The sequence below is a fragment of the Streptomyces sp. NPDC002958 genome (genome assembly GCF_055563255.1).
The window spans coordinates 114,454-139,904 of the sequence record NZ_JBVHDS010000010.1 but is presented as its reverse complement, the minus strand read 5'-3'; the positions used below and the strand labels follow the sequence as shown (position 1 = coordinate 139,904).

Sequence of the window (25,451 nt, the reverse complement as noted above, 5' to 3'; positions counted from 1 at the left end):
CCTCAACCCTTGAGGCCGCCTGCGAAGCCCTTGATCACATAACGCTGGAGGAGCACGAATATCACCAGGATCGGCAGCGCGGCCAGCACCAGTCCGGCGAAGACGAGTCCGTAGTCGGAGACGTACTGACCGACGAACGCGAACACACCGACGGGCACGGTCTCCTTGTCGGAACCGCCCAGGTACAGCAGCGGGGTGAAGAAGTCGTTCCAGATGAACACGGCGTTCAGGATGATCACGGTGCCGGTGATGGGGCGCAGCAGGGGAAAGACGATCCGGGCGAACGCCTGTCGGTGGGTGCAGCCGTCCATGAGCGCTGCCTGTGCGTAGTCCTGCGGCAGGGCCCGGATGAAGCCGGTGTAGAGAAAGACGGTGAACGGCAGTTGGATACCGGTGTAGAAGAACACCATGCCCCGGTACGTGCCGAGCCAGCCCAGGTCGTCGAGGAGTTCGTAGAGCGGGATCATGCCGAGCTGGAACGGCAGCACGATGCCGAGCAGGAACAGAATGTACAGCCCGTAACCGATGCCGCGGGCGCGGCGGGCGAGGTAGTAGGCCCCGGTGGAACCCAGGATGATGAGGAGCAGCAGGCTGACGACGGTGATGATTGTGCTGTTGAGCAGGGCAGGGCCCAGCGAAGCGGAGGACCAGGCGTCGCCGAAGTTGGCGAAGGTGGGCGGGGAGGGCACCGCGAGGGGCGATTCGGAGATCTGCCGGGGGTCCTTCATCGCCAGGGTGATCAGGGCGTACACCGGGAACAGGAACACGACGGCGACGGCGATCATGACCACTTCGAGGGCGTACTGCCCGTACCGCGGCCTGCGGCCCCTGCGTACGGGATTCTGTTCCGCGGGTCCGCCGATCGTCACGGGTACGCGGGGCGTTGCGGTGCTCACGCGGTGGCCTCCCTCGCGCGCAGATAGCGGAGCTGGACCAGGGAGACCGCGGCGACGAACAGCGCGAGGACGAGGGCGACGGCGGTGCTGTAGCCGAACTTCCCGTACACGAACGCTTCCTTGTACAGCACGGTCGACAGCGTCTCGCTGGAGGTGCCGGGCCCGCCGTTGGTGGCGGCGTAGACCTGGTCGAAGAGTTTGAGACCGCCGATGGTCGACAGCATGAGGTTGATCGTCAGGGCCGGGGCCAGAAGCGGCCAGGTCACATAGCGAAAGCGTTGCCAGGAGCCGGCGCCGTCGATTCTCGCGGCCTCGTGGAGTTCGGCGGGCACGCCCTGGAGACCGGCGAGGAAGACAACCATCGAGTAGCCGGCGTACTGCCACACGACCATCGCCGCGACGGACCACAGGGCGAGAGAGGGATCGCCGAGCCAGTCCTGACGCAGACCGCCGAGTCCGACCGCGTTGAGGACACCGTTGAGTCCGGCGCCGTTCTCGGGGTTGTAGACGTACTTCCACAGGATCGCGACCATGACGGGGCTGACGACGGCGGGTGCGAAGAAGATCAGCCGCAGCAGGGCGCGGGACTTGATGCCGGCGTGAACGCCGAGCGCGAGCAGCAGACCGACGCCGTTCTGGACGACGACCACGGCGATGGTGAGCAGCAGGGTGTTGCTGACGGACTCCAGGGCCCGGCTGTCTTCGAGCAGGGTGCGGAAGTTGTCCAGGCCGGTGAAGGAGAAGCCACCGATGCCGGACCAGTCGGTGAAGGCATACATCACCCCGGCAAGGCTCGGATACAGGACGACGACGGCGTACACGACGAGCGCCGGGACCACGAAGATCCATGGCGGGACGGTGTGGTCGAGATGCCGGGCCGAGCGGCCGCGGCCGGAGCGCGGTCCGCCTCCGGCCTTGGCGACCGTGCTGGGGGCGGACCTCTTGGATGTGCTTGTCACGACTTCTTCCCGTAGGCCTCATCCATCTGTCGCAGGGCGCCGTCGACGTCCGTCTTGCCTGCGAGGAGGTTTTGTACGGCGGCGAAATGGGCGGGCTGCACCTCGGCGTTGGGCCAGCTCTGGTCCATGAACGGGACGGCCCGGTTGTCGTCGATGATGGGCAGGAATTCATCGAGGACGGGGTCTGTCTCGGTGGATGCGTCGCGCTTGAAGGGGATCGCGGCCACGGACTGCGCCCAGCGGTCGACGTTCTCCTGCTTGCCGAGGAATTCGATGAACGCCTTCGCCCCGGACGCCTTCTCGGACCGTGCAAAGACGCCGAGGCCGACGACGATTCCAGCCGGGATCCAGAGATTCGCCGCGTCGTCACCGCCGGGGAACGGGAACATGCCGAGGTCGTCCGGGGTCCGGGTGGCCTGGCGGAAGTTGGCGAGTACGGCGGATACCTGGACGGCCATCGCCGCCTTGCCGCTCGCGACCATCGAGGTCTGCTGCTCGTACGTCGTTCCGTTGGGATTGTCGTTGAAGAAGCCCCGGCGCTGCAACTCCTGGTACTTGCCCATTGCGTCGGCCCACCCGGAACCGCGGAAGTGTGCCCGCCCCGCGGCCATCTCGGCGTCGAAACCGGGGTCCTTCGCGTAGACGGCGTTGGGTACCAGCGCGTAGGTGATCAGCTGGGTGACCCAGGGAGTCTGTGTGCCGAGCGCTATCGGTACCACGCCCTTTGCCTTCAACTTGGCGCAGACATCGAGAAGTTCACTCCATGTCCTGGGCGGTTCGACTCCGGCCTCGGCGAAGGTCTTCTTGTTGTAGATGGCGCCGATGGCGCTGCTTCCCGCCGAATACAGGTACGTCTTGCCCTCGTGCCGGTACGCGGGGTGGAAATTCGCCGGGACTTCCTTGGCCCATGCCTGGTCGCTGAGGTCGGCGAGCAGCCCGGCCTTGGCCAGCTCGACCATGGACATGGCGCTGCCGCTGCCGGGATAGAGCACATGTACATCGGGGGCGTTGCCACCGGCGAGCTGGGTACGCACCACCGTCTGTACCTGGTCCGTGGGTGCGAAGGAAATGGAGAAATCGTTGTCGGGATGGGACTTGCGGTACAGCCCGACGAGCTCCTCGATCGGCTTCTGCTGGTCGGCGACGCCGACGATGCGCAGCTTGCCGGAGCCGCTGCTCGCATCCGAGCAGGCCGTCAGGGCGGGAGGAAGGGCGGCGAGCACCGCGACCCCGCCGCCGATACGGAGAAATTCCCGGCGGTCGACCGCGCTTTGGCCCGGCCGGCTGTGAGAACCCGTCGTCATGGTGTGTCCTCCTCGTGCGAACGAGCGAACGATGGTTTCGCCGCCGGTCCTGCTGCGCGTCGGCTCGGGATGGGCGACGGCCGGGGCCGGTCCACCTGAGGCGTCTCGGCGTCGACGTCTGCCGACGGGCAGGTCGCGGTGAAGCGGTAGGTGCCCGAGGACACGCGGTGGACTACGTGGTCGGAGGCGATCGTGAGCAGCGTGATGTGGCGGTTGTCGGCTGTCGGTGCCACACCCGATTCGCGGATCGAGCGGGGGTCGGCGGTGGGCACGTACACATCGGCGGTGGCGCCCGGCGGCACCAGTACGCGCAGGTCCAGCCGGTCGCCGTGCCTCTCCCAGGTCACCTCGACGGTGCCGCGAACCGATTCGTGGCGGGCGCTCGCGTGGCGCAGGGGGCCTGGGCGGGGCCGTATCCGCAGATGCCGGTATCCGGTGGAGTCCGGCGCCTGGTCGAGGCCGGCGACACCGCGGTAGAGCCATGCGCCGATCGAGCCGAGCGCGTAGTGGTTGAAGGAGTTCATCGACGGTGCGCGGAACCCCGTATCGGGGGTCCACCCGTCCCAGCGTTCCCAGATCGTCGTGGCGCCGTGCCGGAGCGGAAACCGCCAGGAGGGCACTTCGTCGCGGTGCAGGAGGGCGTGGGCGAGGTCGGCCCGCCCGTGGGCGTCGAGGACAGGCGCGGCGAGCGCCACCCCGAGGAAGCCGGTCAGGAGGGCGGGCCCGGCCGACTCGATGAGTTCGGCGAGTCGGTGTGCGGCGGCGCCGGTGAGGTCTGCGGGCAGCAACTCGAAGGCGAGCGCGACGAGATAGCCGGTCTGGGTGTCCCCGGCGATACGCACCGCAAGAGGCTCGGCGGCGGCATGCCCGACCGTGACGAAGTGCTCGGTGAATGTGCGGCGAATGTTGTCGGCCAGCCGATGGTAGCGGTCTCCGACGTCCTTGTGGCCCAGGACCTCGGCAGCCCTCGCGGTGAGGCGGGCACTGTGCGCGAAGTAGGCCGTGGCGATGACATCACGTGGAGTGGGAGCACCCGGGGCGAGCCAGTCGGAGAAGTGCGGCCCGACCCGCCTGCGCCAGACCAGGTCCGTGTTGTGACGATGGATCAGGTCCACCCAGGCGCACATGCCCTCCAGCGCCCGGGCGAGGAACCGCGGGTCGTCGTAGGTGCGGTAGAGGTGCCACGGGATGATGACGCCCGCATCGCCCCAGCCCGGCGCTCCTTCGTCGGAGACGCCCACGAGGCGTGGGGCGACATTGGTGAAGCCGCCGTCGGGCGTGCGGGCGTCATCGATGTCGCGCAGCCACTTCGTGAAGAACGCGGCGACATCCGCGTTGAGTGCGGCGGTCGGCAGGAAGACCTGTGCGTCGGCCAGCCAGCCGAGCCGCTCGTCGCGCTGCGGACAGTCCGTGGGCACACTGACGAAGTTTGAGCGCTGCCCCCACGCCACACAGTCGTGGAGCCGTCGGAGATCGGGGTCCGAGCAGTCGAACTCCCCGGCCCACGGGGTGTCGCTGTGCAGCGCCACGGCAACGATGTCGGACTCGGTCAGCTCCGGGACTCCGCTGATTTCGGCGTAACGGAACCCGTGATAGGTGAAGCGCGGCTCGAACACGATGTGTCGGCGTCCGTCCCCGACGAGCACATCGGTCGCGGCGGCGGTGCGCAGATTGGCCGTGTACAGATGGTGCGACTCGTCCAGTACCTCCGCGTGGCGGATCACCACCCGTGCCCCGGCGGCGAGTTCGGAGATCCGGAGCCGCACACGTCCGGCGAGGTTCTGGCCGAAGTCGACGATGTGGGCGTTGGGGGAGATGCGCGTGACCGAGCACGGGCGCAGCTCGGACATCGCCCGCACGGGCTCGTCGACGGACGCCACGAGCAGATGGTGGTCGGCGTCCGTGATCAGGGCCGGGGACCAGCCGGAGTCGTCGAACCCGGGCAGTTCCCAGCCGTCGGCCGCGTACCGCAGGTCGTGGCACTCGCCCATCAGCAGATCTGCGTGACGGATGACTCCTGTGCCGGTGCGCCAGGTGTCGTCGGTGACGATCGTGGTGCTGCGGCCGTCCGAACCGGTCAGGTGGAGTTCGGCCAGCAGCTGGGGGAACGAGCCGTAGTGGGCTCCGGCCCTGCGCGGTTCGAAGCCGACGAATCCGCTCCACCAGCCGTCGGCGACCGTCGCGGCGAGGACGTTCTCACCTTCACTCAGCAACTCGGTCACGTCGTACGTCTGGTACTGGACGCGGCGGTGGTAATCCGTCCAGCCGGGGGCGAGTTCGGCGTCGCCGACCCGTACGCCGTTGAGCCGGACCTCGTACAGGCCGCGCGCGGCGACATGGAGCCGGGCGTGCGTGCCGGTTGAGCCGTTGAAGGTGTGTCGCAGGACGGGGCATGGTGCGAGCCCGTGGTCGTCGAGGGCGAACTCGCCCTCGGTGGGGGCGTCCATGACGTCGACCGGATGTGGATCGTGGGTGATCCACGACGCCTGCCACGCCCCGGCGTCGGTGAACGCCGTCTCGAACCAGGACGTGGCCTCGGCGGGTGCCGCCGTCCCGGCCGGCCAGACGCAGACCCGCCAGTGATAACACGTACGGCCATGGAGGGCGGGTCCGGTGTACTCGACGGCGGTCGCATCGGGATCGGCCACCCGGCCCGTGTCCCAGAGGGGTTGACCGATCCCGTCCAGGTCCTCGGGGCGTTCGGCGACCAGGACCCGATAGGCCACGGGGTCGTCGCCGCGGCGGTCGGACGCCAGCCGCCAGGAGAGCCGGGGAGCGGGTTCGTCGATACCCAGCGGGGTGGCGCGGTGCTCGCATCGCAGGCCGTACGGCCGTAGCCTCCGGTCTTCGTGACGGTCGGCCGCTGTTCCTTCGGCGGGGCGGGGACCGGGCACATCCGCTGCCGAGGGACGGGACACGAGAACGTCCTTCCGTCGCACCGATTTTCCCGATGTGAAATCTAACGTTAATTCTGTGGCGTGGAGACTATGAGCCCCCCTGAGGGGTGTCAAGGGTGCTGCCGACCTGTACTGCGTCGCCGCGGGAAATGGTCGATGTCTCCCCAACTAACCGCTTCTGAACGGCATTACGGCCACCGATGCGTGGCCTTGTGGCGTGTGATTCCCCTGTGATATCCAGCCTGTGATTACCACATGGGCGGACGTGAAATCAGGCGCTGATCCCACCTCATACCGGACGGGATCCCGCCCGACGAAGGGACGGGTTTCATGCAATTGAACAGTGGGTCGGGTGGCACCGGAGGGTTCAAAAGGCGGGTGATGCTCGGCGGCACGGTCGGGATGGCCCTCGCCGCGGCCGGCCTGTCGGCGGGCAGCGCCTGGGGTGGCGCGGTCTTCCACGACGACCCGTTCACCCTGGGAGTCGCCTCCGGTGATCCCTGGCCGGACGGAATCGTGCTGTGGACCCGCCTCGCGCCCCAGCCCCTCGCTCCCGACGGGGCCGGAGGCATGCCGCCGTACTCCGTCGAGGTGCAGTGGGAGGTCGCCCGCGACGAACGCTTCCGATCCGTCGTACGCCGGGGACGGACCCGCGCGGTGGCCGAACTTGCCCACTCCGTGCATGTCGAGGTCTCCGGACTGCAACCGGGCCGGCACTACTACTACCGCTTCCGCGCCGGCGGTGTGCACAGCCCCGTCGGACGCACCCGCACCGCACCCCCGCCGCACAGCCGTCCCAAGGGGCTCGACTTCGCCTTCGTCTCCTGCCAGGCGTGGTTCGAAGGCTTCTACACCGCCTACCGGCACCTTGCCGAGGAGGACGTCGATCTCGTCCTGCACCTCGGCGATTACATCTACGAGAACGCCATCGACGCGATGGGCGGTGTACGCAACGTCCCCGTCGCCGCAGAACTGCGCCCCGAGCCGATGAACCTCGCCCAGTACCGCAACCGCCACGCCCTTCACCGCTTCGACCCCGACCTCATCGCCGCCCACCGGGCCCACCCGTTCGCCGTGGTCTGGGACGACCACGAGGTGGAGGACAACTGGGCGCGCGACAGATCCAAGGCCGACACCGAACCCGACCAGGACCCGGCAGTCTTCCGGCAACGTGCAGCGGCTGCCTTCCAGGCGTACTACGAGCATCTGCCGCTGCGGCTGCCGAACAAGCCGAACGGCTTCGAGACCCGGATGTACCGCAGCCTGCGCTACGGCCGGATGGCCACGTTTCATATCCTCGACACCAGGCTCTTCCGCGACGACCAGCCCTGTGGCGACGGCACCAAGAGCGGCTGCGACGAACGGCTGACACCGGGCCGCACCATCCTCGGCCCGGAACAGGAAAGGTGGCTCCACCGCGGCCTCGGACGTTCCGACACGACGTGGAACATGATTTCCCAGCAGATCCCCGTGACTCAGGTCGACACCGACCCGGGCCCCGGCCAGGCCTTCGTGATGGACTTCTGGGACGGCTATGTGGACGCACGCCAGCGGCTGTTCAAGGAGATCACCGACCGCGGCGTGAGCAACCCCGTCGTACTCACCGGTGACATGCACCGCCACCTCGCCGCCGACCTCAAGCAGAACTTCGACGACCCGGAATCGCCCACGCTCGGCGTCGAGTTCGTCGGTTCGTCCATCTCCACCGCGAAGGACGGGATGGATCTGGACCCCTCCGGTGCCAGGCTCGTCGCGGCCAACGAGCACATCAAGTTCACCAACTTCCAGCGCGGGTACGTTCGTTGCTCACTGACCCGGGAGAGTTGCCGCGCCGACTTCCGGGTCCTCCCGTACGTCACCACCCCCGGCGCCCCCGTCTCGACCCGTGCCTCGTTCGTGACCGAGGCGGGACGGCCAGGGATTCAGACCGCCTGAGAACGCCGACCGCCCCCTGCCGGGAAAGCGGCAGGGGGCGGATCGGGCCTGCGTGTCCCTTGCCCGGCCCTCGGCCCCGTCGCCGCCTTTACGGACGGCGACGGAGAGGCCGGGTCAGGCGGGTGCCCCAGAAGAGGGTGCCGCCTCTCTGGCGTCGGCTTCGGGTTCGTCAACGCGACATCCCGGCGCGCGACCGGCTCACGGAGCACGATCGCTGATGACGGGAGGTGTGCCCGGGTCCGGGCCGCGTGTTCCGCCCGTACGGGATTGCGCGCGGGGGCCGGCCTCGCCGGGGCGGTGTCTGCCCCGACATGTCCCTCACGGCCGCGGTGCCCGCCGCGGCCGCCCCGTCCGAGGACGGCCCGTCGCCTGGCAGCGGACGTTCCCCGACGCCTGTGTGATGGACTCGGCCACCGGGCCGGTCCTCCGCTGCTGAGCCCGGACCTCCTGAGCCGGGTGACCCACCCGGCTCAGGACTCGCGCGTCGCGGCCATCCCCAGGGTGATCAGGCCGAGCACCACCCATCCGAACCAGAGCCAGCCGCTGCTCCCCAGGGCCACCGTGTAGGCGGTGACCACCACCAGGGCCACCACGGTGATCACACCCATGGTCTTCGTGGATCCGGACATGCCCGCACCCTCCTCGTCGGCCGCGCGGCCGTGGATGTCATCGTCACCCCGGAGGCATGCTCACCGCTACTGCTCGCGCGCCTGCAACGAGGCGAGATAGGCGTTGTACGCCCGCAACTCCTGGTCCCCGTTCCGGTCGGCCGCACGGTCGGAACGCTTCGCGGTCCGCTGCTCGGATCGGTACCACTGGAAGACCAGTGCGATCAGCACCAGCACCGACGGGATCTCGCTGAATGCCCAGGCGATGCCGCCCGCCCAGTTCTGATCGCTCAGTGCGTCGATGCCGAGCGACGCCGGCGGATGCTTGTACGTCTCCACCATTGGTGTTGTCGCCATCATCAGCGCGATACCGAAGAACGCGTGGAACGGCATCCCCGCGAACAGCTCCAGCATCCGCATCACATAGCCGGGCCGGTGCGGCCCCGGGTCGACGCCCATGATCGGCCAGAAGAAGACCAGGCCGACCGCGAGGAAGTGCACCATCATCGCGATGTGCCCGGCCCTCGAACCCATCAGGAAGTCGAAGAGCGGGGTGAAGTACAGCGCGTACAGGCTGGCGATGAAGAGCGGAATCGTGAAGACCGGATGCGTGATGATCCTCATGTACCGGCTGTGCAGCAGCATGAGCAGCAGCTCGCGCGGGCCGGTGCGATCGCGTCCCGCGACCGGAAGAGCACGCAGCGTGAGGGTCACCGGAGCGCCCAGCAGCAGGAGGATCGGCGACAGCATGCTGATCACCATGTGCTGCACCATGTGCACGCTGAACATGACCATGCCGTAGTCGTTGAGCTTGGTGCACATCACCAGGGCGATGCTCAACACACCGAGGACGAAGAAGACGATCCGTCCGACCGGCCAGCTGTCCCCGCGCCTGCGCAACCGCAGCACGGCGTATCCGTACAGGCCGAGCGCGAGCACGCAGCCGATGAGGAAGAACGGGTCCGGGGAGAATTGGAGCCCACGCCCCAGCGTGAACGGCGGCAGATCCATGTTCATGCCGTGCCCGCTGTGATCCATTTGTTTCACTCCTGCTGGGGACATCCCCATTTCGTGCCGGCTGTCCCGACCAGACTAGAACTGCCCCCGGCCGCAGCTGCGGCCGGGGGCAGTTCGTCGGACAGGGTGTCGCTCAGAGCACGCACTCCGCCTCGGCGTACCGCTCGGCCGGGACCGTCTTCAGGCTCTCCACGGCCTCGCTCAGCGGCACCATCACGATGTCCGTGCCGTGCAGCGCCGTCATCATGCCGAACTCGCCGCGGTGTGCGGCCTCCACCGCGTGCCAGCCGAAACGGGTGGCGAGAACACGGTCGTACGCGGTCGGGGTGCCGCCGCGCTGTACATGGCCGAGGATCACCGGGCGGGCCTCCTTGTGGAGGCGCTGCTCCAGCTCGATGGAGAGCTGCGTGGCCACCCCGGCGAACCGCTCGTGCCCGTAGATGTCCTTGGTGCCCTGCTCGAACTGCATGGTGCCCGCGCGCGGCTTGGCGCCCTCGGCGACGACGACGATCGCGAACTTCTTGCCGGCCGAGAAGCGCTTGCCGACCAGCTCGGTCAGCTCGTCGATGTCGAAGGGGCGCTCCGGTACGACGATGGCGTGCGCACCGGCCGCCATGCCCGAGTGCAGGGCGATCCAACCGGTGTGGCGGCCCATGACCTCGACGATCAGCACCCGCTGGTGCGATTCGGCGGTGGTCTTCAGGCGGTCGAGGGCCTCGGTGGCGACACCGACGGCGGTGTCGAAGCCGAAGGTCACATCGGTGGAGGCGATGTCGTTGTCGATCGTCTTCGGTACGCCGACGATCGGCAGGCCTGCCTCGGAGAGCAGATGGGCCGCCTTCAGCGTGCCCTCGCCGCCGATCGGAATGATCGCGTCGAGACCGAGATCGGCGACATGGCCCCTGGCCTGTTCGACGCCGCCCCGCAGATGGGCGGGCTGGACCCGGGAGGAACCGAGGATCGTGCCGCCGCGAGCGAGAATGCCGCCGACCGCGTCGAGGTCGAGTTTGCGGTAGTCGCACTCGAGGAGCCCCTTCCACCCGTCGTGGAAGCCGATGACCTCGTCGCCGTGGTCGACCACCGCGCGGTGCACGACGGAACGGATGACGGCGTTGAGGCCGGGGCAGTCGCCGCCGGAGGTGAGCACACCAATTCGCATTGCCCGGGAAACCTTTGCAACGTGGGCCGACGACCGGACCACGTCGTCCGGTTGGATCCCCGCCACCCTACCGGCGCAGGGTGGCGGGACCGAACCGGGCGTCCGCCTGCTGGACGCCGCTCAGCTGAACGAAAACAGGAGCGTCCGGCAATCGGGGGGGGGCGGGTGAAGGAGCGGGGCTGGGCACGCGCATCTGCGGTGTTGTCGTCGGTCACCAACTCCCCCATAGCCTTAAAGGCATGGGGGGACCCCCTTCGCGTTGCCTCCCTCCTCCGCCTTGCAGCTGCACGCACCCAGCCCCGCTCCTTCATCCACCCCCCGATTGCCGGACGCTCTGTGCCTCATCAGGCAGGCTGGGTCGCTGAGGCGATGCGCTCGGCGCGCAGCGCCTCGTACCAGCGGTCGTCCGTCGGCGGCAGGGCGTTGACATCGAGGGCCAGCTTCAGCAGCAGATCCGCGATCAGCGGGTTGCGCGCCATCACGGGCCCGTGCATGTACGTACCGAAGACGGTGTCGTTGTACGCACCCTCGGTGCCGTCGCCGGTGCCGTTGCCCCGCCCGAACTGCACCCGGGCGAACGGCCGTGCCGTCGGGCCGAGATGGGTGATGCCCTGGTGGTTCTCGAAACCGGTCAGCGGCGGCAGGCCGAGGCGCGGGTCGATGTCGGCCAGTACGTCGCCGACGCACCGGGACCCCTCACCGCGAGTGGAGATCACGTCGAGCAGCCCGAGACCGGGCTCGCGCTCACCGAGGTCGTTGATGAACTCATGGCCGAGGATCTGATACCCGGCACACACCGAGAAGATGATCGCGCCGTTGGACGCGGCCCGGCTGAGCCCGCCGTCGCGGCGCAGCCGCTCCGCGGCGAGACGCTGCGGCCGGTCCTCACCGCCGCCGATCAGATAGATGTCGCCGGACGTCGGGACCGGCTGGTCGCTGCGGACATCGACGCGCTGCACCTCGAGACCGCGCTGCCGGGCCCGGCGCTCCACCACGAGCGCGTTGCCCTGGTCGCCGTAGGTGCTGAGGAGGTCGGGGTAGACCCAGACCAGACGCAGACCGTTGTTGCTCATGCTTCGTCCTCTCCGGAGGTGGCCGGGGCCGGGGTCAGTTGCCGACACGACGGCGCAGATCCTGGAAGGCGGTGTAGTTGGCGATGACCTCGATACGGCCGGGCGGGGCCTGCTGCACGGCCTCGTCGAGGTTCTCGCAGACCCGGAAATCGAGACCGGCCACTTCGAGACGGACCGCGAGGTCCAGCTTGCGGTCGCCGAGCACGAAGATCGGGTGCCCCGCCAGCTGGGTGTAGTCCACGTCCCACAGCCACGAGGTGTCCGTGCCGTCCGCGCCGCGGGCGTTGACGGAGAGGATCACCGGAGTGGGCGGCGGGTCGATCAGGGAGAACGTTTCGAGCCAGCCCGCCGGGTTCTTCGCCAACAGCAGCCGCAGCTCACGGCCGAGGAAGCTCACCACGTCGTAGCGGCCCGCGACGGCCTGCACCTGGTACATGCGCTCCAGCGCGACCTGCGGCGGCACACCGAAGACGGCGGCCACGGCGGCGGAGCTGGTGGCGTTGGCCTTGTTGGCGCGGCCGGGCAGCTGGAGGTGGATCGGCCATGCCGAACCGTGCGGGTCCAGAACGTAGTCCCCGTGCAGGACCCAGCTGGGGGCGGGGCGGCGGAATCCGCACTCGCCGCAGAACCAGTCGTCGCCGGGGCGCTGCATCACGCCGCCGCAGGACGGGCAGGACCAGGCGTCGTCCTTCCACGCCTGGCCGGCCGCGACCCACACCACATTGGGGGAGGAGGACGCCGCCCAGACGATCAGCGGGTCATCGGCGTTCGCGACGATCACGGCCTTCGAGCCGGACAGCCCCTCACGCCACTTCTCCGCGAGCATCCGGGTCTCCGCAGCGCGGTCCAATTGGTCGCGGGAGAGGTTGAGCAGCGCGATCACCTTGGGCGTCGTGTCGCGTGCGACCCCGGCGAGGTACTTCTCGTCGACCTCTATCACGCCGTACTTCGCGTCCGAGCCGCCCGCCAGCGCCGAGGTGATGCCCGCCGGCATGTTCGCGCCGAGCGCGTTCGACACGACCGGGCCCGCGGCCCGCAGTGCCTCGGCGATCAGCCGGGTCGTCGTCGTCTTGCCGTTCGTCGCCGACACGAGGATCACGTCCAGGTGCTGCGCCAGCCGCCCCAGCAGGTCGGGGTCGAGCTTGAGCGCCACCCGGCCGCCGATCACCGATCCGCTGCCGCGCCCCGCAGCGCGCGACACCGCCGCCGCGGCCTTACCCGCCGTCACGGCCAGCTTGGCCCGCGGCGACAGCGGCTCCGTGTTGCCTGCCATCGTCCTAGATCCTCCTTGCATCGGTCCAGGCCCAGCCTATCGATGTCCGGCGCGGCGACCGCACCGCGGCTCCGCCGGGAAGGTGGAGGTCACGTGGAACGTACGATTGCCGTCATGCGAAACCGCCCGATCCCCGGCAGTTCCGGACTGATTCGTGCCATGAGTCTGCTCGGCGATCCGGTGCTGCACAGTGCCTGCGAACCCGTCACGGACTTCGGCCCCTCGCTCGCCCGCCTCGTCGAGGACATGTACGCCACCATGTACGCGGCCCAGGGGGTCGGGCTCGCGGCCAATCAGGTCGGCGTTCCGCTGCGGGTGTTCGTCTACGACTGCCCGGACGACGACGACGTCCGTCACCTCGGACATCTCGTCAACCCGAAGCTGGTCGAGGCGGACGGCATCACCGTACGCGGCCCGGAGGGCTGTCTCTCGCTGCCCGGCATCGAGGCCGGAACCCCGCGCTTCGACCGTGCCGTCGTCGAGGGCGTGACCGTCGGGGGTGAGCCGGTACGGGTCACCGGCACCGGCTTCTTCGCCCGTTGTCTGCAGCACGAGTGCGACCACCTCGAAGGCATGGTCTACACGGACCGGCTGACCGGGCTGCGCCGGGCGAGGGCGCTGCGCGCGGCCCGCCGGGCGCCCTGGGCGCCCGGCGGCTGACCGCACGGCCCCTCAGAACCCCGGGCCGCCGGGCCGGTCGTCAGCGGCGGCCAGCCTGCCCCACAGCAGATCCGCCAGGCTGCGTACCAACTGCTCGCGGGAGCAAGGGCGTTCACCCAGCCACCAATCGCCCGCGGCATGCATCATGCCGACGATGCCGTGGCCCCAGATACGGGCCATGACCTCGCTGTCCGGGCCCAGGTCCACCCGCTCGGCGATCACCAGGGCGAGCTCCTCGCCGAGCCTGCGCAGCAGCGGCGCGGAGTGCCGTCCGACGTCGAAGCCCTGCTCGGTGGAGGGCGCCGCGTCGTCGGCGGGGTGCATCAGGAAGCGGTAGACCTGCGGGCGGGCCTCGATCGCCGCGAGATAGGTGTCGAGCGTCGACTCCACGCGCCGGCGGCGCTCCGCGGGTGCGTCGAGTGCGGCCCGCAGAGCGAGCAGCAGGGCATCGGTGTGGCGCTTGGCGAGGGCGCGGTAGAGGCCGCCCTTGTCACCGAAGTGCCGGTAGAGGATGGGCTTGGTGATTCCGGCCTCCGCCGCGATGGCGTTCATCGAGGCCCCCGGCCCGTCCCTGAGCACCACGCGGTCGGCGGCCTCGAGCAGCTCGCGGCGGCGGCTCTCGGCCGCTGTCCGCTGCCGCTCGGCCTGTCGTGTGGTCTCCATGTCGCCTCTCCCCACCCCTGGCCTTGCAATTGCGTCCTGCCTGCGCAACGTAACACCCTGCCCTGCGGTGTGCGGATCGGAATCCGAGTGGTTGACAGAGGCTACTTGCCGGTAACAGACTGCGGTTACCGCAAGTAACGAGTGATATTTCCAGGGCAGTTACGTGGAGGGGAACATGGCCGAGTTCACGCTCGAACTCAACGACGACCAGAAGAAGGTCCGTGACTGGCTTCACGGCTTCGCCGCGGATGTGATCCGGCCGGCGGCTTCGGAGTGGGACGAGCGTGAGGAAACGCCCTGGCCCGTCATCCAGGAGGCGGCCAAGGTCGGCATCTACTCCCTCGACTTCTACGCCCAGCAGTTCTTCGACCCGACGGGCCTCGGCATCCCGATGGCGATGGAGGAGCTCTTCTGGGGGGACGCGGGTATCGCCCTGTCGATCGTCGGTACGGGCCTGGCGGCCGTGGGCGTCCTCGCCAACGGCACCGAGGAGCAGATCGGTACCTGGATCCCGCAGATGTACGGCGACGCCGACGATGTCAAGGTCGCCGCCTTCTGCTCCTCCGAGCCGGACGCGGGCTCCGACGTGGCCTCGATGCGTACCCGCGCGGTGTACGACCAGGCCAAGGACGAATGGGTGCTGAACGGCACGAAGACCTGGGCGACCAACGGCGGCATCGCGGGCGTCCATGTCGTCGTCGCCGTGGTCGACGCGGAGCTCGGCTCCAAGGGGCACGCCTCGTTCATCGTGCCGCCGGACACCCCCGGCCTCTCCCAGGGGCAGAAGTTCAAGAAGCACGGCATCCGTGCCTCGCACACCGCCGAGGTCGTCCTCGAGGACGTCCGGGTCCCCGGTCACTGCCTGCTCGGCGGCAAGGAGAAGCTCGACCAGCGCCTGGCCCGGGCCCGCGAGCGCGCCGCGTCCGGCGGCGAGCGGGTGAAGAACGCGGCGATGGCCACCTTCGAGGCCTCCCGTCCCGCGGTCGGCGCCATGGCTGTCGGCACCGCCCGTGCCGCGTACGAGGTCGCGCTGGACTACGCGAAGACCCGTACCCAGTTCGGTCGGCCGATCATCGACAACCAGGGCATCGCCTTCCAGCTCGCCGACATGCGTACGCAGATCGACGCGGCCCGGCTGCTGGTCTGGCGCGCCTCCTGGATGGCGACCACCGGCAAGCCGTTCACCTCCGCCGAGGGCTCCATGTCCAAGCTGTACGCGAGCGAGACGGCGAAGAAGGTCACCGCCCAGGCCGTCCAGATCCTCGGCGGCAACGGCTTCACCCGTGAGTACCCGGTGGAGCGGATGCACCGGGACGCGGCGATCTACACGATCTTCGAGGGCACGAGCGAGATCCAGCGCCTGGTGATCGCCCGCACCCTCTCCGGCATGCCGATCCGCTAGCGCGGAGGGGGGTGCGGCCGCACGGTTCACGCTCGTGCGGCCGCACCCCCGTGCCGGCTGTCCTCGATCGCCGACGGGCCGAAAGCGAGCCCTTCCGGCGATCGAGGACAAAACGGCCGTAGGGCGGGACCGGTCGGTCGGGACCGGTCAGGCGGGCAGGTGGGACTCGATGGCCGCGACGAGTTCCGGGGCCTGCGGCTCCGTGCCCGGGCGGAGGCGCGCGACCGGCTCGCCCGCCGGTGAGATGAGGAACTTCTCGAAGTTCCACTGGACGTCACCGGCCTCACCGTCCGCGTCCGCGAGCTGTGTCAGCTCGGCATACAGAGGGTGGCGCCCGTCCCCGTTCACGTCGGACTTCTCCAGCAGCGGGAAGCTGACACCGTACGTCGTCGAGCAGAAGGTCTGGATCTCCTCCGCGCTCCCCGGCTCCTGACCGGCGAACTGGTTGCACGGCACGCCGAGCACGGTGAAGCCGCGGTCCGCGTACTCGTTCTGGAGCCGCTCCAGGCCCGCGTACTGCGGGGTGAGTCCGCACTTGGACGCGACGTTCACCAACAGGACCGCCCGGCCGCGGTAGTCGGCCAGGGAGGTGGGCTCGCCGGTGAGTGTGCGCAGGGGGATGTCGTACAGCGTCATGAGGCTCTCCTTGTGAGGGTGGCTTCCACTGCCATTGTGGCGCGCACAAGTTGATCGGCACGAACCCGATCGTCCGAATTCTCCGACCGACGGCGAAGCGCGGTGCTGCCCGGAGGACATCTATGGACTCGCTGCCCGATCCGATGCCCCCTGCGCGAGGCCGACCGCCTGGGCACGCGTCGCGGGCATCATGCTCGCAGGCCCGGTCGCACTCGCCAACTTCCTGTGGCCGCCTTTCTACCCGTTCTGGTCCCTGGTGCTCATCGCCATGAGTGTCTTCCTGCTCTGGGTGCTGTGCGCGAGCCCGCAGGAGGAGGAAAAGGCCTGAGGCCACGGCCGGGGTCCGTCACCCTCGACCCGGTCACGAGCCTGCCCCCGTCGGGGCTTCGGGTGCCGCGTGTTCGGCGGCAGGGGGCGGAGCGAGCCTGAGCGTGACGACATAGGAGACCACGACCGAGACGATCACCAATGGCATGACGGTGAGGCCGTCGGCCCCCAGCAGCAGGGTGGCCAGCAGCACCGACGTCATCGGGAGCTTCAGCATCGCCACGCACATGGCGCCGATGCCCATCGCGAAGCCCGACGTCAGGTTCAGCCCCGGGAGGTGGGACAGTGCGATTCCGCCCGCCGCTCCCACGAACATCGCCGGAAAGACGGGGCCTCCCCGGAAACTGCTCAACGACGCGCAGTACGCCAGCGCCTTGCAGACGACGAGCACCAGGAGCGTGGCCACCGAGTAGCCCGCGCTCTCGGTGAGCAACGGGTCGAGCGCGCTCTCCCCGGAATACAGCACCCCGGACGCGTCCCTTCCCGTGCCCTTGGCGTACACGAACGCCACCAGTCCGACGACCAGGCCCATGACCGCGGTGGCCACCACCGTCCGCCGCGCCACCCGGTCCTGGAGGAACAGGGCGAGCCGCTGAATTCCCGTACCGGCGACGGCTGCCGCGAGGCCCAGGACGACCGCCCAGCCGAACTGCGCGATGTCCGGCTCCTCGGCGTGGGGCACATGATGAAGTGCCAGGGAGTACGTTCCCAGGCCGGTCCACGAGCCGAGACCGATGAAGATGAGCGAGCCGATACCGGCGGCGAGCAGGCCCGGCACCAGGGCCATCCCGAGCAGCATCCCCGCCAGCCCGGAGGCCTCCATCAGGAGAAAGGCACCCAGGAGCGGCGACCCCAGCAGCGCGCTGATGGCGGCGAAGCTCCCCGCGGCCCCCAGCACGGCACTCGCCTCGGGACTGACGCCGGGTCTGACCAGGCGCACCGCATACACGGCAACCCCGCCGCCGAGCGCGATGAGCGGCGCCTCGGGGCCGAGCACCGCCCCGACGCCGAGCGAGGTGAGCGCCGCGCAGGCGATGCCGGGCAGCTCCACCGCCGAGGGTGCCCCCGTGTTCATCAGACCGTCGGCGGGCCGGTGACCGCCCTCCCCGGGGAGGTGGCGGACGGTCAGCCCGACCAGCAGGCCGGCCACGGCGAGCAGCGGCACCGGCCACCAGGACGGTGTGCCGTCGAAGCCCAGCGCCTCGGGCAGATCGTTGTAGGTGAGCGACTGGAGTTCGTGGACAAGGGCGAGGAAGCCGAACGCCAGCGCCGAGACCGGGATCCCGAGAAGCGCCGCCATCACGAGGAGCGCGATGTAACCACGGGTGCGGATCAGCGCGAAGGGGGACGATGGCGCCGTGGTGGGTGCTGCGACAGGCTTGGCCGACATGATCGTGGTCTCCTCGGTGTCGGAACCCATCCGGAACACGCTGTCCCGCAAGCGTCCACAAGGAGTTAGCACAATGCGGGGATACAGCTGTGATGCACCCGCTGTCTGCGGGCGGTGATTCTCGTGCGGGCCATTCCCCTGGACCAGCCCCGTGGGCGGGCCCGCCCACGGAGCCACAACGGCCGGGACCGACTCCCGGTACGGGCGCGCGTCAGAGCGGCGGGGGTCCAGGTGCAGTGCGCGCAGGCCGCGCTTCCACGAATCCTGCCCCGGCGCCGCCGGACAGACCCGTACCGCATGTGCCGGGCGGTCTCTCCTCCGCTGACACCGCAGCCGACACGCACAGCAATCCAGGCCCCGCGGCACCAGGAGCCCCCTGTCGCACCCGCCGCCGCGGCGACCACGGGCCTGCCCGAGCAGGTCCGCGCCCGCGAGCGCAACCGACGGCGGCAGGGACCCGGTCCGGTGGGTGATCAGGCCGACGGGCGCCGGGGCGGGGGACTCAGCAGGACGGCGATGTCGCCCGGCTGCGCGGTGGGCATGTGGATGTTCGTGACCGGCGCGAGCCGCCCGTCCGGGCGGACGACGAACAGCACGTCGTGCCCCACCGGGACGGCTCCGTCGACCCGATGGGTCACCACCCGGGCCCCGGCCTCGTACCGGCGGGCCAGCTCCGGCCCGGTCAGTCCCGCACCGAAGAGGGGCTCGCCCCCGGTGTACGGCGCCACCACGCCCTGGCTGTCGGCGGGCGGCCCGAGACGGTGGACCGGACCTTCGACGCTCTCCCGCAGGGTCATGGCGGCGAGTGCGTTGAAGTCGTCCTCCTCGGTGAGCAGCAGCACGCCGGTGATTCCCTCCAGCTCCGCCCCGGCCCCGGTGGCCGCCGCGAGGAGCTCGCCCGGTGCCAGGGCCAGCCCGGCCTCCTCGATCCGCGCCCGCTGCCGGCCGGCACCCGCCCACATCAGCACGTCCAGACCGGCCGCACTGAGCGCACGCCCCAGGTCCACCGCCCAGGGGGCACCGCCGACCAGCAGTGGCCGGGACCGTGCGGGGCGCAGCACGCCGAGCCGCCGGGCTACGGGAAGCGCCGTCAGGCCGTACAGCATGACGGTGGCGACGATCACCACGAACGTAGCGGGCAGGATCCGTTCGGCGCCGTCGATGCCATGCGCCACCAGAGTGGCCGAGAACGTGGAGGCGGTCGCCGCGGCGACGATGCCACGGGGAGCCATCCACCCGATGAACCACCGTTCCCCGCCGCGGACATCGGTGCCGACGGTCGCCACCAGCGCCACGAGCGGTCTGACCACCAGGACCAGGAGGGCGACCAGGGCGAGCGCGGGCAGCGCCACATGCCGCAGGGAGGCCGGGGTGATCGTGGCCGAGATGGAGATGAACAGCAGACCGATGATCAGCGAGACCAGTGTGTCGAGGAACGGCCGACGCGCCGGAATGTCCAGTCCCGGCAGGTTCGCCATGGCCATCCCCATGACGACCGCGGAGATGAGTCCCGAGTCGTCGCGGAGCGCGTCACAGGCGGCCGCGATGCCGATCACGGCGGCGAGCTGCGCCGAGGCCGCCAGTTCCTCGCTCAGCCGCACATGACGGAGCAGCAGCCACAGCAGACACGCGCCGACCGCGCCGCCCACCGCTCCCACTGCGACGCTGGCCGAGAACTGCGCCAACTGGTCCCCGAAGCCCCGGTGCTCACTCGCGGCGACGCCATGGAAGACGAGCGCCGCCAGGATGCCGCCGACCGGGTCGATCAGGGAGCCCTCCCAGATGAGGATCCGTTGCAGGCGCTCGGTGGGCCGTACGAAGTTGAGCAGCGGCCCGACGACCGTCGGCCCGGACACGACCAGGATCGCTCCCAGCATCACGGCCGCGCCCTTGGACATGTTCAGCACCGGAATGGCGAACAACGCGGCGGACACCCAGGTGAGGAGCGCCCCGAGCCAGATCAGCCGGACCACGATGCGGCGCGTATGGCCCTGGAGCCGCTTGATGTCCAGGCCGAGCCCGGCGTCGTAGAGGATCACCGCCACGGCCAAAGAGACCAGTGGGGAGAAGGCGACGCCCAGCAGTTTCCCGGGGCCGACATCGTCCGTCAGGGCCCCGGCGGTGAAGCCGACCGGTAGCAGGATCAGCAGTGCGGGGACACGCAGCCGGCTCGCCAGCAGTTGGGAGCCGACCGCCAGCACCACGATGAGCCCCACACCTACCAGGACGTGGTCGGCTGTCACGGCTGTGCCTCCTTCGGCCGCCGTGCCACTCGAACGGGGGCAGCTTCCGCCGGGGGAGTCATGCCGTCGGTGATGTCCGACGGGTCACCCGTCCGGCGGTAGGGGACCAGTGGCAGCCGCTGCCGGCCCGCGTCGGCAGGTGAAGCCATCGCTGTCTCCCGTCCTGAGCGCGCGGTGGCGCCGGAACTCCGCAGGAATTTGGGCCCGCCACGCGGACCGTCCGCGCGTGACCACCATCCGCGGCGGCGGGGGACAGGAGGGGTGCGGCTCGCACCACTCGGCCATGGGCGGTATCCGCTGTCCGTCCAATGGAGTCATCCGGGCCCACGCCCGTCCGCATCCATGACCGAGATGCGTTCCGGTCCGCCCGCTGCTGCAATGGCGGAGGCCGTGGTCTCCGGCGGAACCGGGGCAGTCGAGATTCTGAGGAGCTGGCGTGAGTGGCGAGAGCTACGAGACGGGACCGATCGACTACCTGGTGGTCGAGTTCCCGGCGGAAAGCCGAATGACGGGCGAAGGAATGCCCCTGCTGGTCGACCTGGTCGACCGGGGCATCATCCGGATCCTGGATCTGATCTTCGTCAGAAAGAACCAGGACGGAACGGTCGAGGGCGTGGAAATCTCCGAGTTGACCGGGGACGGCAGCGATGACCTCGCCGTGTTCGAAGGGGTGTCCTCGGGCCTGCTCGGACAGGACGAAATCGACGAGGCGAGCGCGGTTCTCGAACCCGGCAGCGCCGCCGGGATCCTCATCTACGAGAACGTGTGGGCGGGACCGTTCGCGGCCGCCCTCCGCCGCTCCGGAGGCCGGCTCGTCGCCAACGGGCGTATCCCGATCCAGGAGGTCCTGGCCTCGCTCGACGCGGCCGAGTCCAGGGTCTGAGCCGATCACGGCCCCGTCGACCCGGCCGCTTCCCGCGGAGTCCCGGCCGGGCCGACCGCCCCCGCAGAGCCAGTCAAAGGAGATGCACCATGCCAGGCCTTCTTCGAGGTGTCGCCCGTACAGCGGTGATCGCCGGAACCGCCACCTCGGTCTCCAACCGGGTCTCCCGGCGGCAGGCAGGCCGCTGGGCGCAGCAGGACGCCGTCCAGGCACAGGCCCAGCCCGCCCCCGCAGCGCCTTTGCCGCCCGCTCCCACGTCTCTCGCGCCGGAGGACGAGATGAGCAACAAGATCGCCCAGCTCAAGGAGCTCGGCGACCTCAAGAGCCAAGGAGTGCTGAGCGACAGTGAGTTCGCGGCTCAGAAGGCCAGGATCCTCGCCCCCTGACCGGTCCGGGCGCGCCACCTTGAGAAGATCGATTCGTGGAGTCCGCTGAGCCCTTCCCCGAATCCGGCATCGAGCCCTTGCCCGAGGACGGTCCGCCCGACCGGACCGCGCGCCGACGGGTGGTGCGCTGCCGCATGTGCGGCCGCCCGCTCACCGGTACGGAGTCACGCCGCACCGGCCTCGGCCCCGCCTGCGACGCCAAACTGCACCCGGCGCCCCCGGACATCCGCACCCGCCGCCACGAGGTCGAGCAGGACCCGCTCCCCGGCACCTGAGCCGGGGCACGGCTACTCGCCCAGGCGGCGGAACAGCCCCTCCTGCACCACGGACACCAGCAAATTGCCCCCGCGGTCGTAGATCCGCCCGCGCGCCAGCCCTCGTCCACCCGTCGCGACCGGCGACTCCTGGTCGTAGAGGAACCACTCATCCGCCCGGAACGGCCGGTGGAACCACATCGCGTGGTCCAGCGACGCCATGTCGAAACCGCGCGGACCCCACAGCGGCTCCACCGGGATACGGACCGCGTCGAGCAGCGTCATGTCGCTGGCGTACGTCAGCGCACAGGTGTGCACCAGCGGGTCGTCGCCCAGCGGGCCGACCGCACGCATCCAGACCGCGCTGCGCGGGTCCGCACCCTTGACCTCGTCCTGCGTCCAGCGCAGCCTGTCGACGTACCGGATGTCGAAGGGCTGCCGACGGGCCATGCGCTCCAGCGCCTCCGGGAGCGCCCCGAGGTGCTCACGCACTTCCTCCGCGACGGTCGGCAGCTCCTCGGGGTCGGGGACCTCGCGTGCGGGCGGCAGCTGGTGTTCGAAGCTTGCCTCCTCCGGCCGGTGGAAGGACGCCGTCAGATTGAAGATCGTCCGGCCCTGCTGTACGGCCGTGACCCGGCGGGTGGTGAACGACCGGCCGTCCCGGATGCGCTCCACGTCGTAGACGATCGGCACACCCGGACGCCCCGGACGCAGGAAGTAGGCGTGCAGCGAGTGGACCGGCCGGTCCCCGTCGGTGGTACGGCCGGCTGCCACCAGCGCCTGCCCGGCGACCTGCCCGCCGAAGACCCGCTGCAGGGACTCGTGGGGACTGCGCCCGCGGAAGATATTGACCTCGATCCGCTCCAGGTCGAGCAGATCGACCAGGCGCTCGGCGGGGTTCGTCATGCGCTTCGTCTCCACTCTCGCGGCGCCGCCGCCACGGTGTACGTTCTCACAGCTGGCCGACGGAGGTGACGCGGACGACGGCCCGGCCCTGCTCGTCGGAGGCGGCCAGATCGATCTCCGCGCTGATGCCCCAGTCGTGGTCGCCGTTCGGGTCGGCGAAGGTCTGCCGGACCCGCCACAGACCGTGCGCGGCGTCCTCGTCGATCTTCAGCAGCTTCGGACCGCGGGCGTCCGGACCGGTGCCCAGATCGTCGTACTCGTCCCAGTAGGCGTCCATCGCATCGCCCCAGGCGTCCTCGTCCCAGCCCGCGTCGCCGTCCAGCTCGCCGAGCTCGCCGACCTTGTCCAGCGCGGCCAGCTCGACCCGGCGGAACATCGCGTTGCGGACCAGCACCCGGAAAGCGCGGGCGTTGGCCGTGACCGGCTTCACCTCGTCGGCCCGCTCCTGCGCCTCCTCGGCGGTCTCCACCTCCGGGTTGGCGAGCTGCTCCCACTCGTCGAGGAGGCTGGAGTCCACCTGACGGACCATCTCGCCGAGCCAGGCGATCAGATCCTCCAGGTCCTCGGACTTGATGTCGTCCGGGATGGTGTGCTCCAGAGCCTTGTACGCGCTCGCGAGATAGCGCAGCACGATGCCCTCGGTGCGGGCCAGCTCGTAGTTCGAGGTGAACTCGGTGAAGGTCATGGCTCGTTCGTACATGTCCCGGATCACGGATTTCGGCGACACCGGGTGGTCGCCCACCCACGGGTGGCTCCTGCGGTACACGTCGTACGCGTGCCACAGCAGCTCGCTCAGCGGCTTCGGGTACGTGACGTCCTGGAGCAGCTCCATCCGCTCCTCGTACTCGACACCGTCCGCCTTCATCTGCCCGACCGCTTCGCCGCGCGCCTTGTTCTGCTGGGCGGCGAGGATCTGCCGCGGGTCGTCGAGCGTCGACTCGACGACGGAGACCATGTCCAGCGCGTACGAGGGGGAATCGGGGTCCAGCAGGTCGAACGCGGCCAACGCGAAGGTGGACAGCGGCTGGTTGAGCGCGAAGTCCTGCTGGAGATCGACGGTGAGCCGGACGATACGGCCCTCCGCGTCCGGCTTGTCGAGCTGCTCCACGACACCGCCGTCCAGCAGCGAGCGGTAGATCGCGATGGCTCGGCGGATGTGACGCAGCTGCGCCCTGCGCGGCTCGTGGTTGTCCTCCAGCAGATGCCGCATCGCCTCGAAGGCATTGCCGGGACGGGCGATCACGGACAGCAGCATCGTGTGCGTGACCCGGAAGCGGGAGGTCAGCGGCTCCGGATCGGATTGGATCAGCTTGTCGAAGGTGGTCTCCGACCAGGCGACGAAGCCCTCGGGGGCCTTCTTGCGGACCACCTTGCGCTTCTTCTTGGGGTCGTCGCCCGCCTTCTTGACAGCCTTCTCGTTCTCGATGACGTGCTCGGGCGCCTGCGCCACGACAAAACCCGCCGTGTCGAATCCGGCCCGGCCCGCCCGGCCCGCGATCTGGTGGAACTCACGGGCGCGCAGCGTACGGACCCGGGTGCCGTCGTACTTGGTGAGCGCCGTGAACAGCACGGTGCGGATGGGTACGTTGACACCGACGCCGAGGGTGTCCGTACCGCAGATCACCTTCAGCAGGCCGGCCTGGGCGAGCTTCTCCACCAGGCGCCGGTACTTCGGCAGCATGCCTGCGTGGTGCACCCCGATGCCGTGCCGCACATAGCGGGAGAGGTTCTGGCCGAACTTGGTGGTGAAGCGGAAGTTGCCGATCAGATCGGCGATCTTCTCCTTTTCCTCCTTCGTGCACATGTTGATGCTCATCAGCGACTGCGCCCGCTCGACGGCCGCGGCCTGGGTGAAGTGCACGATGTAGACGGGCGACTGCCTGGTCTCCAGGAGTTCGGTGAGGGTCTCGGTGATCGGGGTCAGCCGGTACTCGTAACTGAGCGGGACCGGCCGGGTCGCGGAGCGGATCACGGACGTGGGGCGGCCGGTGCGGCGGGTCAGGTCCTCCTCGAACATCCTCACGTCACCGAGGGTGGCCGACATCAGGACGAACTGGGCCTGCGGCAGCTCCAGGAGCGGGATCTGCCAGGCCCAGCCGCGGTCCTGCTCGGCGTAGAAGTGGAACTCGTCCATCACGACCTGGCCGATGTCGGCGTACTTCCCGTCGCGCAGCGCGATCGAGGCCAGCACCTCGGCCGTGCAGCAGATCACCGGGGCGTCGGCGTTGACGGAGGCGTCACCGGTGAGCATGCCGACGTTCTCCGTACCGAACAGCTTGCACAGGTCGAAGAACTTCTCCGAGACCAGTGCCTTGATCGGCGCGGTGTAGAAGGTGACCTTGTCCTGGGCCAGGGCGGTGAAGTGCGCAGCCGCCGCGACCAGGCTCTTACCGGAGCCGGTCGGAGTGGAAAGGATCACATTCGCGCCGGAGACCACCTCGATCAGCGCCTCCTCCTGAGCGGGATAGAGGGTGATGCCCTGCGTCTTCGTCCATGACGAGAAAGCCTCGAAGAGGGCGTCGGGGTCGTCGGTCGGGGGCAGCTGATCGATAAGGGTCACGCCCCCATCTTGCCTGCCTT

At 69.5% G+C, this 25,451-nt stretch carries 22 protein-coding genes; 7 read left to right on the top strand and 15 right to left on the bottom strand.

Annotated features, from left to right (window positions below):
* Positions 1–2: 2 nt before the first annotated feature.
* From ACZ3IC_RS19695 to ACZ3IC_RS19680, 4 genes are read right to left on the bottom strand one after another with little or no spacing between them, the layout of a single operon-like run.
* A complete protein-coding gene (locus ACZ3IC_RS19695) occupies positions 3–896 on the bottom strand; it encodes a carbohydrate ABC transporter permease (RefSeq protein ID WP_467417759.1) in 894 nt (297 codons plus the stop codon).
* Complete coding sequence (locus tag ACZ3IC_RS19690) at positions 893–1,855, bottom strand: carbohydrate ABC transporter permease (protein ID WP_467417757.1); 963 nt, start codon at positions 1,853–1,855, stop codon at positions 893–895. The genes ACZ3IC_RS19695 and ACZ3IC_RS19690 overlap by 4 nt, the downstream gene beginning before the upstream one ends.
* Positions 1,852–3,159, bottom strand: a complete 1,308-nt coding sequence (locus ACZ3IC_RS19685) for an ABC transporter substrate-binding protein (RefSeq protein WP_467417756.1) — start codon at positions 3,157–3,159, stop codon at positions 1,852–1,854. The genes ACZ3IC_RS19690 and ACZ3IC_RS19685 overlap by 4 nt, the downstream gene beginning before the upstream one ends.
* On the bottom strand, positions 3,156–6,077 hold the full coding sequence (locus tag ACZ3IC_RS19680) for an alpha-L-rhamnosidase (RefSeq protein ID WP_467417755.1): 2,922 nt from the start codon (positions 6,075–6,077) through the stop codon (positions 3,156–3,158). Before ACZ3IC_RS19680 ends, ACZ3IC_RS19685 begins: the two co-directional genes overlap by 4 nt.
* 309 nt (positions 6,078–6,386) lie before the next feature.
* On the opposite strand from ACZ3IC_RS19680, the gene ACZ3IC_RS19675 reads away from it, so the two are divergent.
* Complete coding sequence (locus ACZ3IC_RS19675; protein WP_467417754.1) at positions 6,387–7,991, top strand: alkaline phosphatase D family protein; 1,605 nt, start codon at positions 6,387–6,389, stop codon at positions 7,989–7,991.
* A 470-nt stretch (positions 7,992–8,461) separates the two neighbouring features.
* Here the strand turns inward: ACZ3IC_RS19675 and ACZ3IC_RS19670 are convergent, their stop codons facing one another.
* From ACZ3IC_RS19670 to ACZ3IC_RS19650, 5 genes are all read right to left on the bottom strand, one after another.
* Positions 8,462–8,620, bottom strand: coding sequence for a hypothetical protein (locus ACZ3IC_RS19670; RefSeq protein ID WP_393696294.1), 159 nt, complete (start codon positions 8,618–8,620; stop codon positions 8,462–8,464).
* 66 nt (positions 8,621–8,686) lie between these two features.
* Positions 8,687–9,637 (bottom strand): cytochrome c oxidase assembly protein, encoded by a 951-nt coding sequence (locus tag ACZ3IC_RS19665; protein WP_467417753.1) that lies wholly within the window; start codon positions 9,635–9,637, stop codon positions 8,687–8,689.
* A 112-nt stretch (positions 9,638–9,749) separates the two neighbouring features.
* Positions 9,750–10,775 carry a 6-phosphofructokinase gene (locus tag ACZ3IC_RS19660; protein WP_467417751.1) on the bottom strand — a complete coding sequence of 342 codons (1,026 nt, stop codon included), beginning with the start codon at positions 10,773–10,775 and terminating at the stop codon, positions 9,750–9,752.
* Between the two features lie 344 nt (positions 10,776–11,119).
* Positions 11,120–11,848: a type 1 glutamine amidotransferase gene (locus ACZ3IC_RS19655; RefSeq protein ID WP_467417749.1), complete on the bottom strand. Its 729-nt coding sequence runs from the start codon at positions 11,846–11,848 to the stop codon at positions 11,120–11,122.
* Positions 11,849–11,882: 34 nt separating this feature from the next.
* The gene (locus tag ACZ3IC_RS19650) at positions 11,883–13,121 is read right to left on the bottom strand and encodes a Mur ligase family protein (protein WP_093893409.1); all 1,239 of its coding nucleotides are present in this window, start codon (positions 13,119–13,121) and stop codon (positions 11,883–11,885) included.
* 114 nt (positions 13,122–13,235) lie between these two features.
* On the opposite strand from ACZ3IC_RS19650, the gene def reads away from it, so the two are divergent.
* Positions 13,236–13,781, top strand: a complete 546-nt coding sequence (gene def, locus ACZ3IC_RS19645) for a peptide deformylase (RefSeq protein WP_467417748.1) — start codon at positions 13,236–13,238, stop codon at positions 13,779–13,781.
* 12 nt (positions 13,782–13,793) lie between these two features.
* Here def and ACZ3IC_RS19640 read toward each other — a convergent pair whose 3' ends face one another.
* Positions 13,794–14,444, bottom strand: coding sequence for a TetR/AcrR family transcriptional regulator (locus ACZ3IC_RS19640; RefSeq protein ID WP_467417747.1), 651 nt, complete (start codon positions 14,442–14,444; stop codon positions 13,794–13,796).
* 175 nt (positions 14,445–14,619) lie between these two features.
* Between ACZ3IC_RS19640 and ACZ3IC_RS19635 the strand changes: the two genes are divergently transcribed.
* Positions 14,620–15,846: an acyl-CoA dehydrogenase family protein gene (locus ACZ3IC_RS19635; RefSeq protein ID WP_467417746.1), complete on the top strand. Its 1,227-nt coding sequence runs from the start codon at positions 14,620–14,622 to the stop codon at positions 15,844–15,846.
* Positions 15,847–15,993: 147 nt separating this feature from the next.
* Here ACZ3IC_RS19635 and ACZ3IC_RS19630 read toward each other — a convergent pair whose 3' ends face one another.
* Entirely contained in the window at positions 15,994–16,482 is a 489-nt protein-coding gene (locus ACZ3IC_RS19630; protein ID WP_467417744.1) for a glutathione peroxidase, read from the bottom strand.
* Between the two features lie 190 nt (positions 16,483–16,672).
* Between ACZ3IC_RS19630 and ACZ3IC_RS19625 the strand changes: the two genes are divergently transcribed.
* On the top strand, positions 16,673–16,810 hold the full coding sequence (locus tag ACZ3IC_RS19625) for a DUF7144 family membrane protein (protein WP_467417742.1): 138 nt from the start codon (positions 16,673–16,675) through the stop codon (positions 16,808–16,810).
* Between the two features lie 33 nt (positions 16,811–16,843).
* Here the strand turns inward: ACZ3IC_RS19625 and ACZ3IC_RS19620 are convergent, their stop codons facing one another.
* On the bottom strand, positions 16,844–18,199 hold the full coding sequence (locus ACZ3IC_RS19620) for a chloride channel protein (RefSeq protein ID WP_467417918.1): 1,356 nt from the start codon (positions 18,197–18,199) through the stop codon (positions 16,844–16,846).
* Between the two features lie 473 nt (positions 18,200–18,672).
* Positions 18,673–20,442: a cation:proton antiporter gene (locus ACZ3IC_RS19615; protein ID WP_467417741.1), complete on the bottom strand. Its 1,770-nt coding sequence runs from the start codon at positions 20,440–20,442 to the stop codon at positions 18,673–18,675.
* 436 nt (positions 20,443–20,878) lie between these two features.
* Here ACZ3IC_RS19615 and ACZ3IC_RS19610 point away from each other — a divergent pair, with 436 nt between their 5' ends.
* The 3 genes from ACZ3IC_RS19610 (at position 20,879) to ACZ3IC_RS19600 (ending at position 21,986) form a co-directional block, all read left to right on the top strand.
* Positions 20,879–21,325, top strand: coding sequence for a DUF6325 family protein (locus ACZ3IC_RS19610; RefSeq protein ID WP_467417739.1), 447 nt, complete (start codon positions 20,879–20,881; stop codon positions 21,323–21,325).
* Positions 21,326–21,414: 89 nt separating this feature from the next.
* Positions 21,415–21,711 (top strand): SHOCT domain-containing protein, encoded by a 297-nt coding sequence (locus ACZ3IC_RS19605; protein WP_467417737.1) that lies wholly within the window; start codon positions 21,415–21,417, stop codon positions 21,709–21,711.
* A 35-nt stretch (positions 21,712–21,746) separates the two neighbouring features.
* Positions 21,747–21,986 carry a DUF6011 domain-containing protein gene (locus ACZ3IC_RS19600; RefSeq protein ID WP_467417735.1) on the top strand — a complete coding sequence of 80 codons (240 nt, stop codon included), beginning with the start codon at positions 21,747–21,749 and terminating at the stop codon, positions 21,984–21,986.
* A 12-nt stretch (positions 21,987–21,998) separates the two neighbouring features.
* Here ACZ3IC_RS19600 and ACZ3IC_RS19595 read toward each other — a convergent pair whose 3' ends face one another.
* The gene (locus ACZ3IC_RS19595) at positions 21,999–22,871 is read right to left on the bottom strand and encodes an acyl-CoA thioesterase (protein ID WP_467417734.1); all 873 of its coding nucleotides are present in this window, start codon (positions 22,869–22,871) and stop codon (positions 21,999–22,001) included.
* Positions 22,872–22,917: 46 nt separating this feature from the next.
* On the bottom strand, positions 22,918–25,431 hold the full coding sequence (locus ACZ3IC_RS19590) for a DEAD/DEAH box helicase (protein WP_467417733.1): 2,514 nt from the start codon (positions 25,429–25,431) through the stop codon (positions 22,918–22,920).
* Positions 25,432–25,451: the final 20 nt, after the last annotated feature.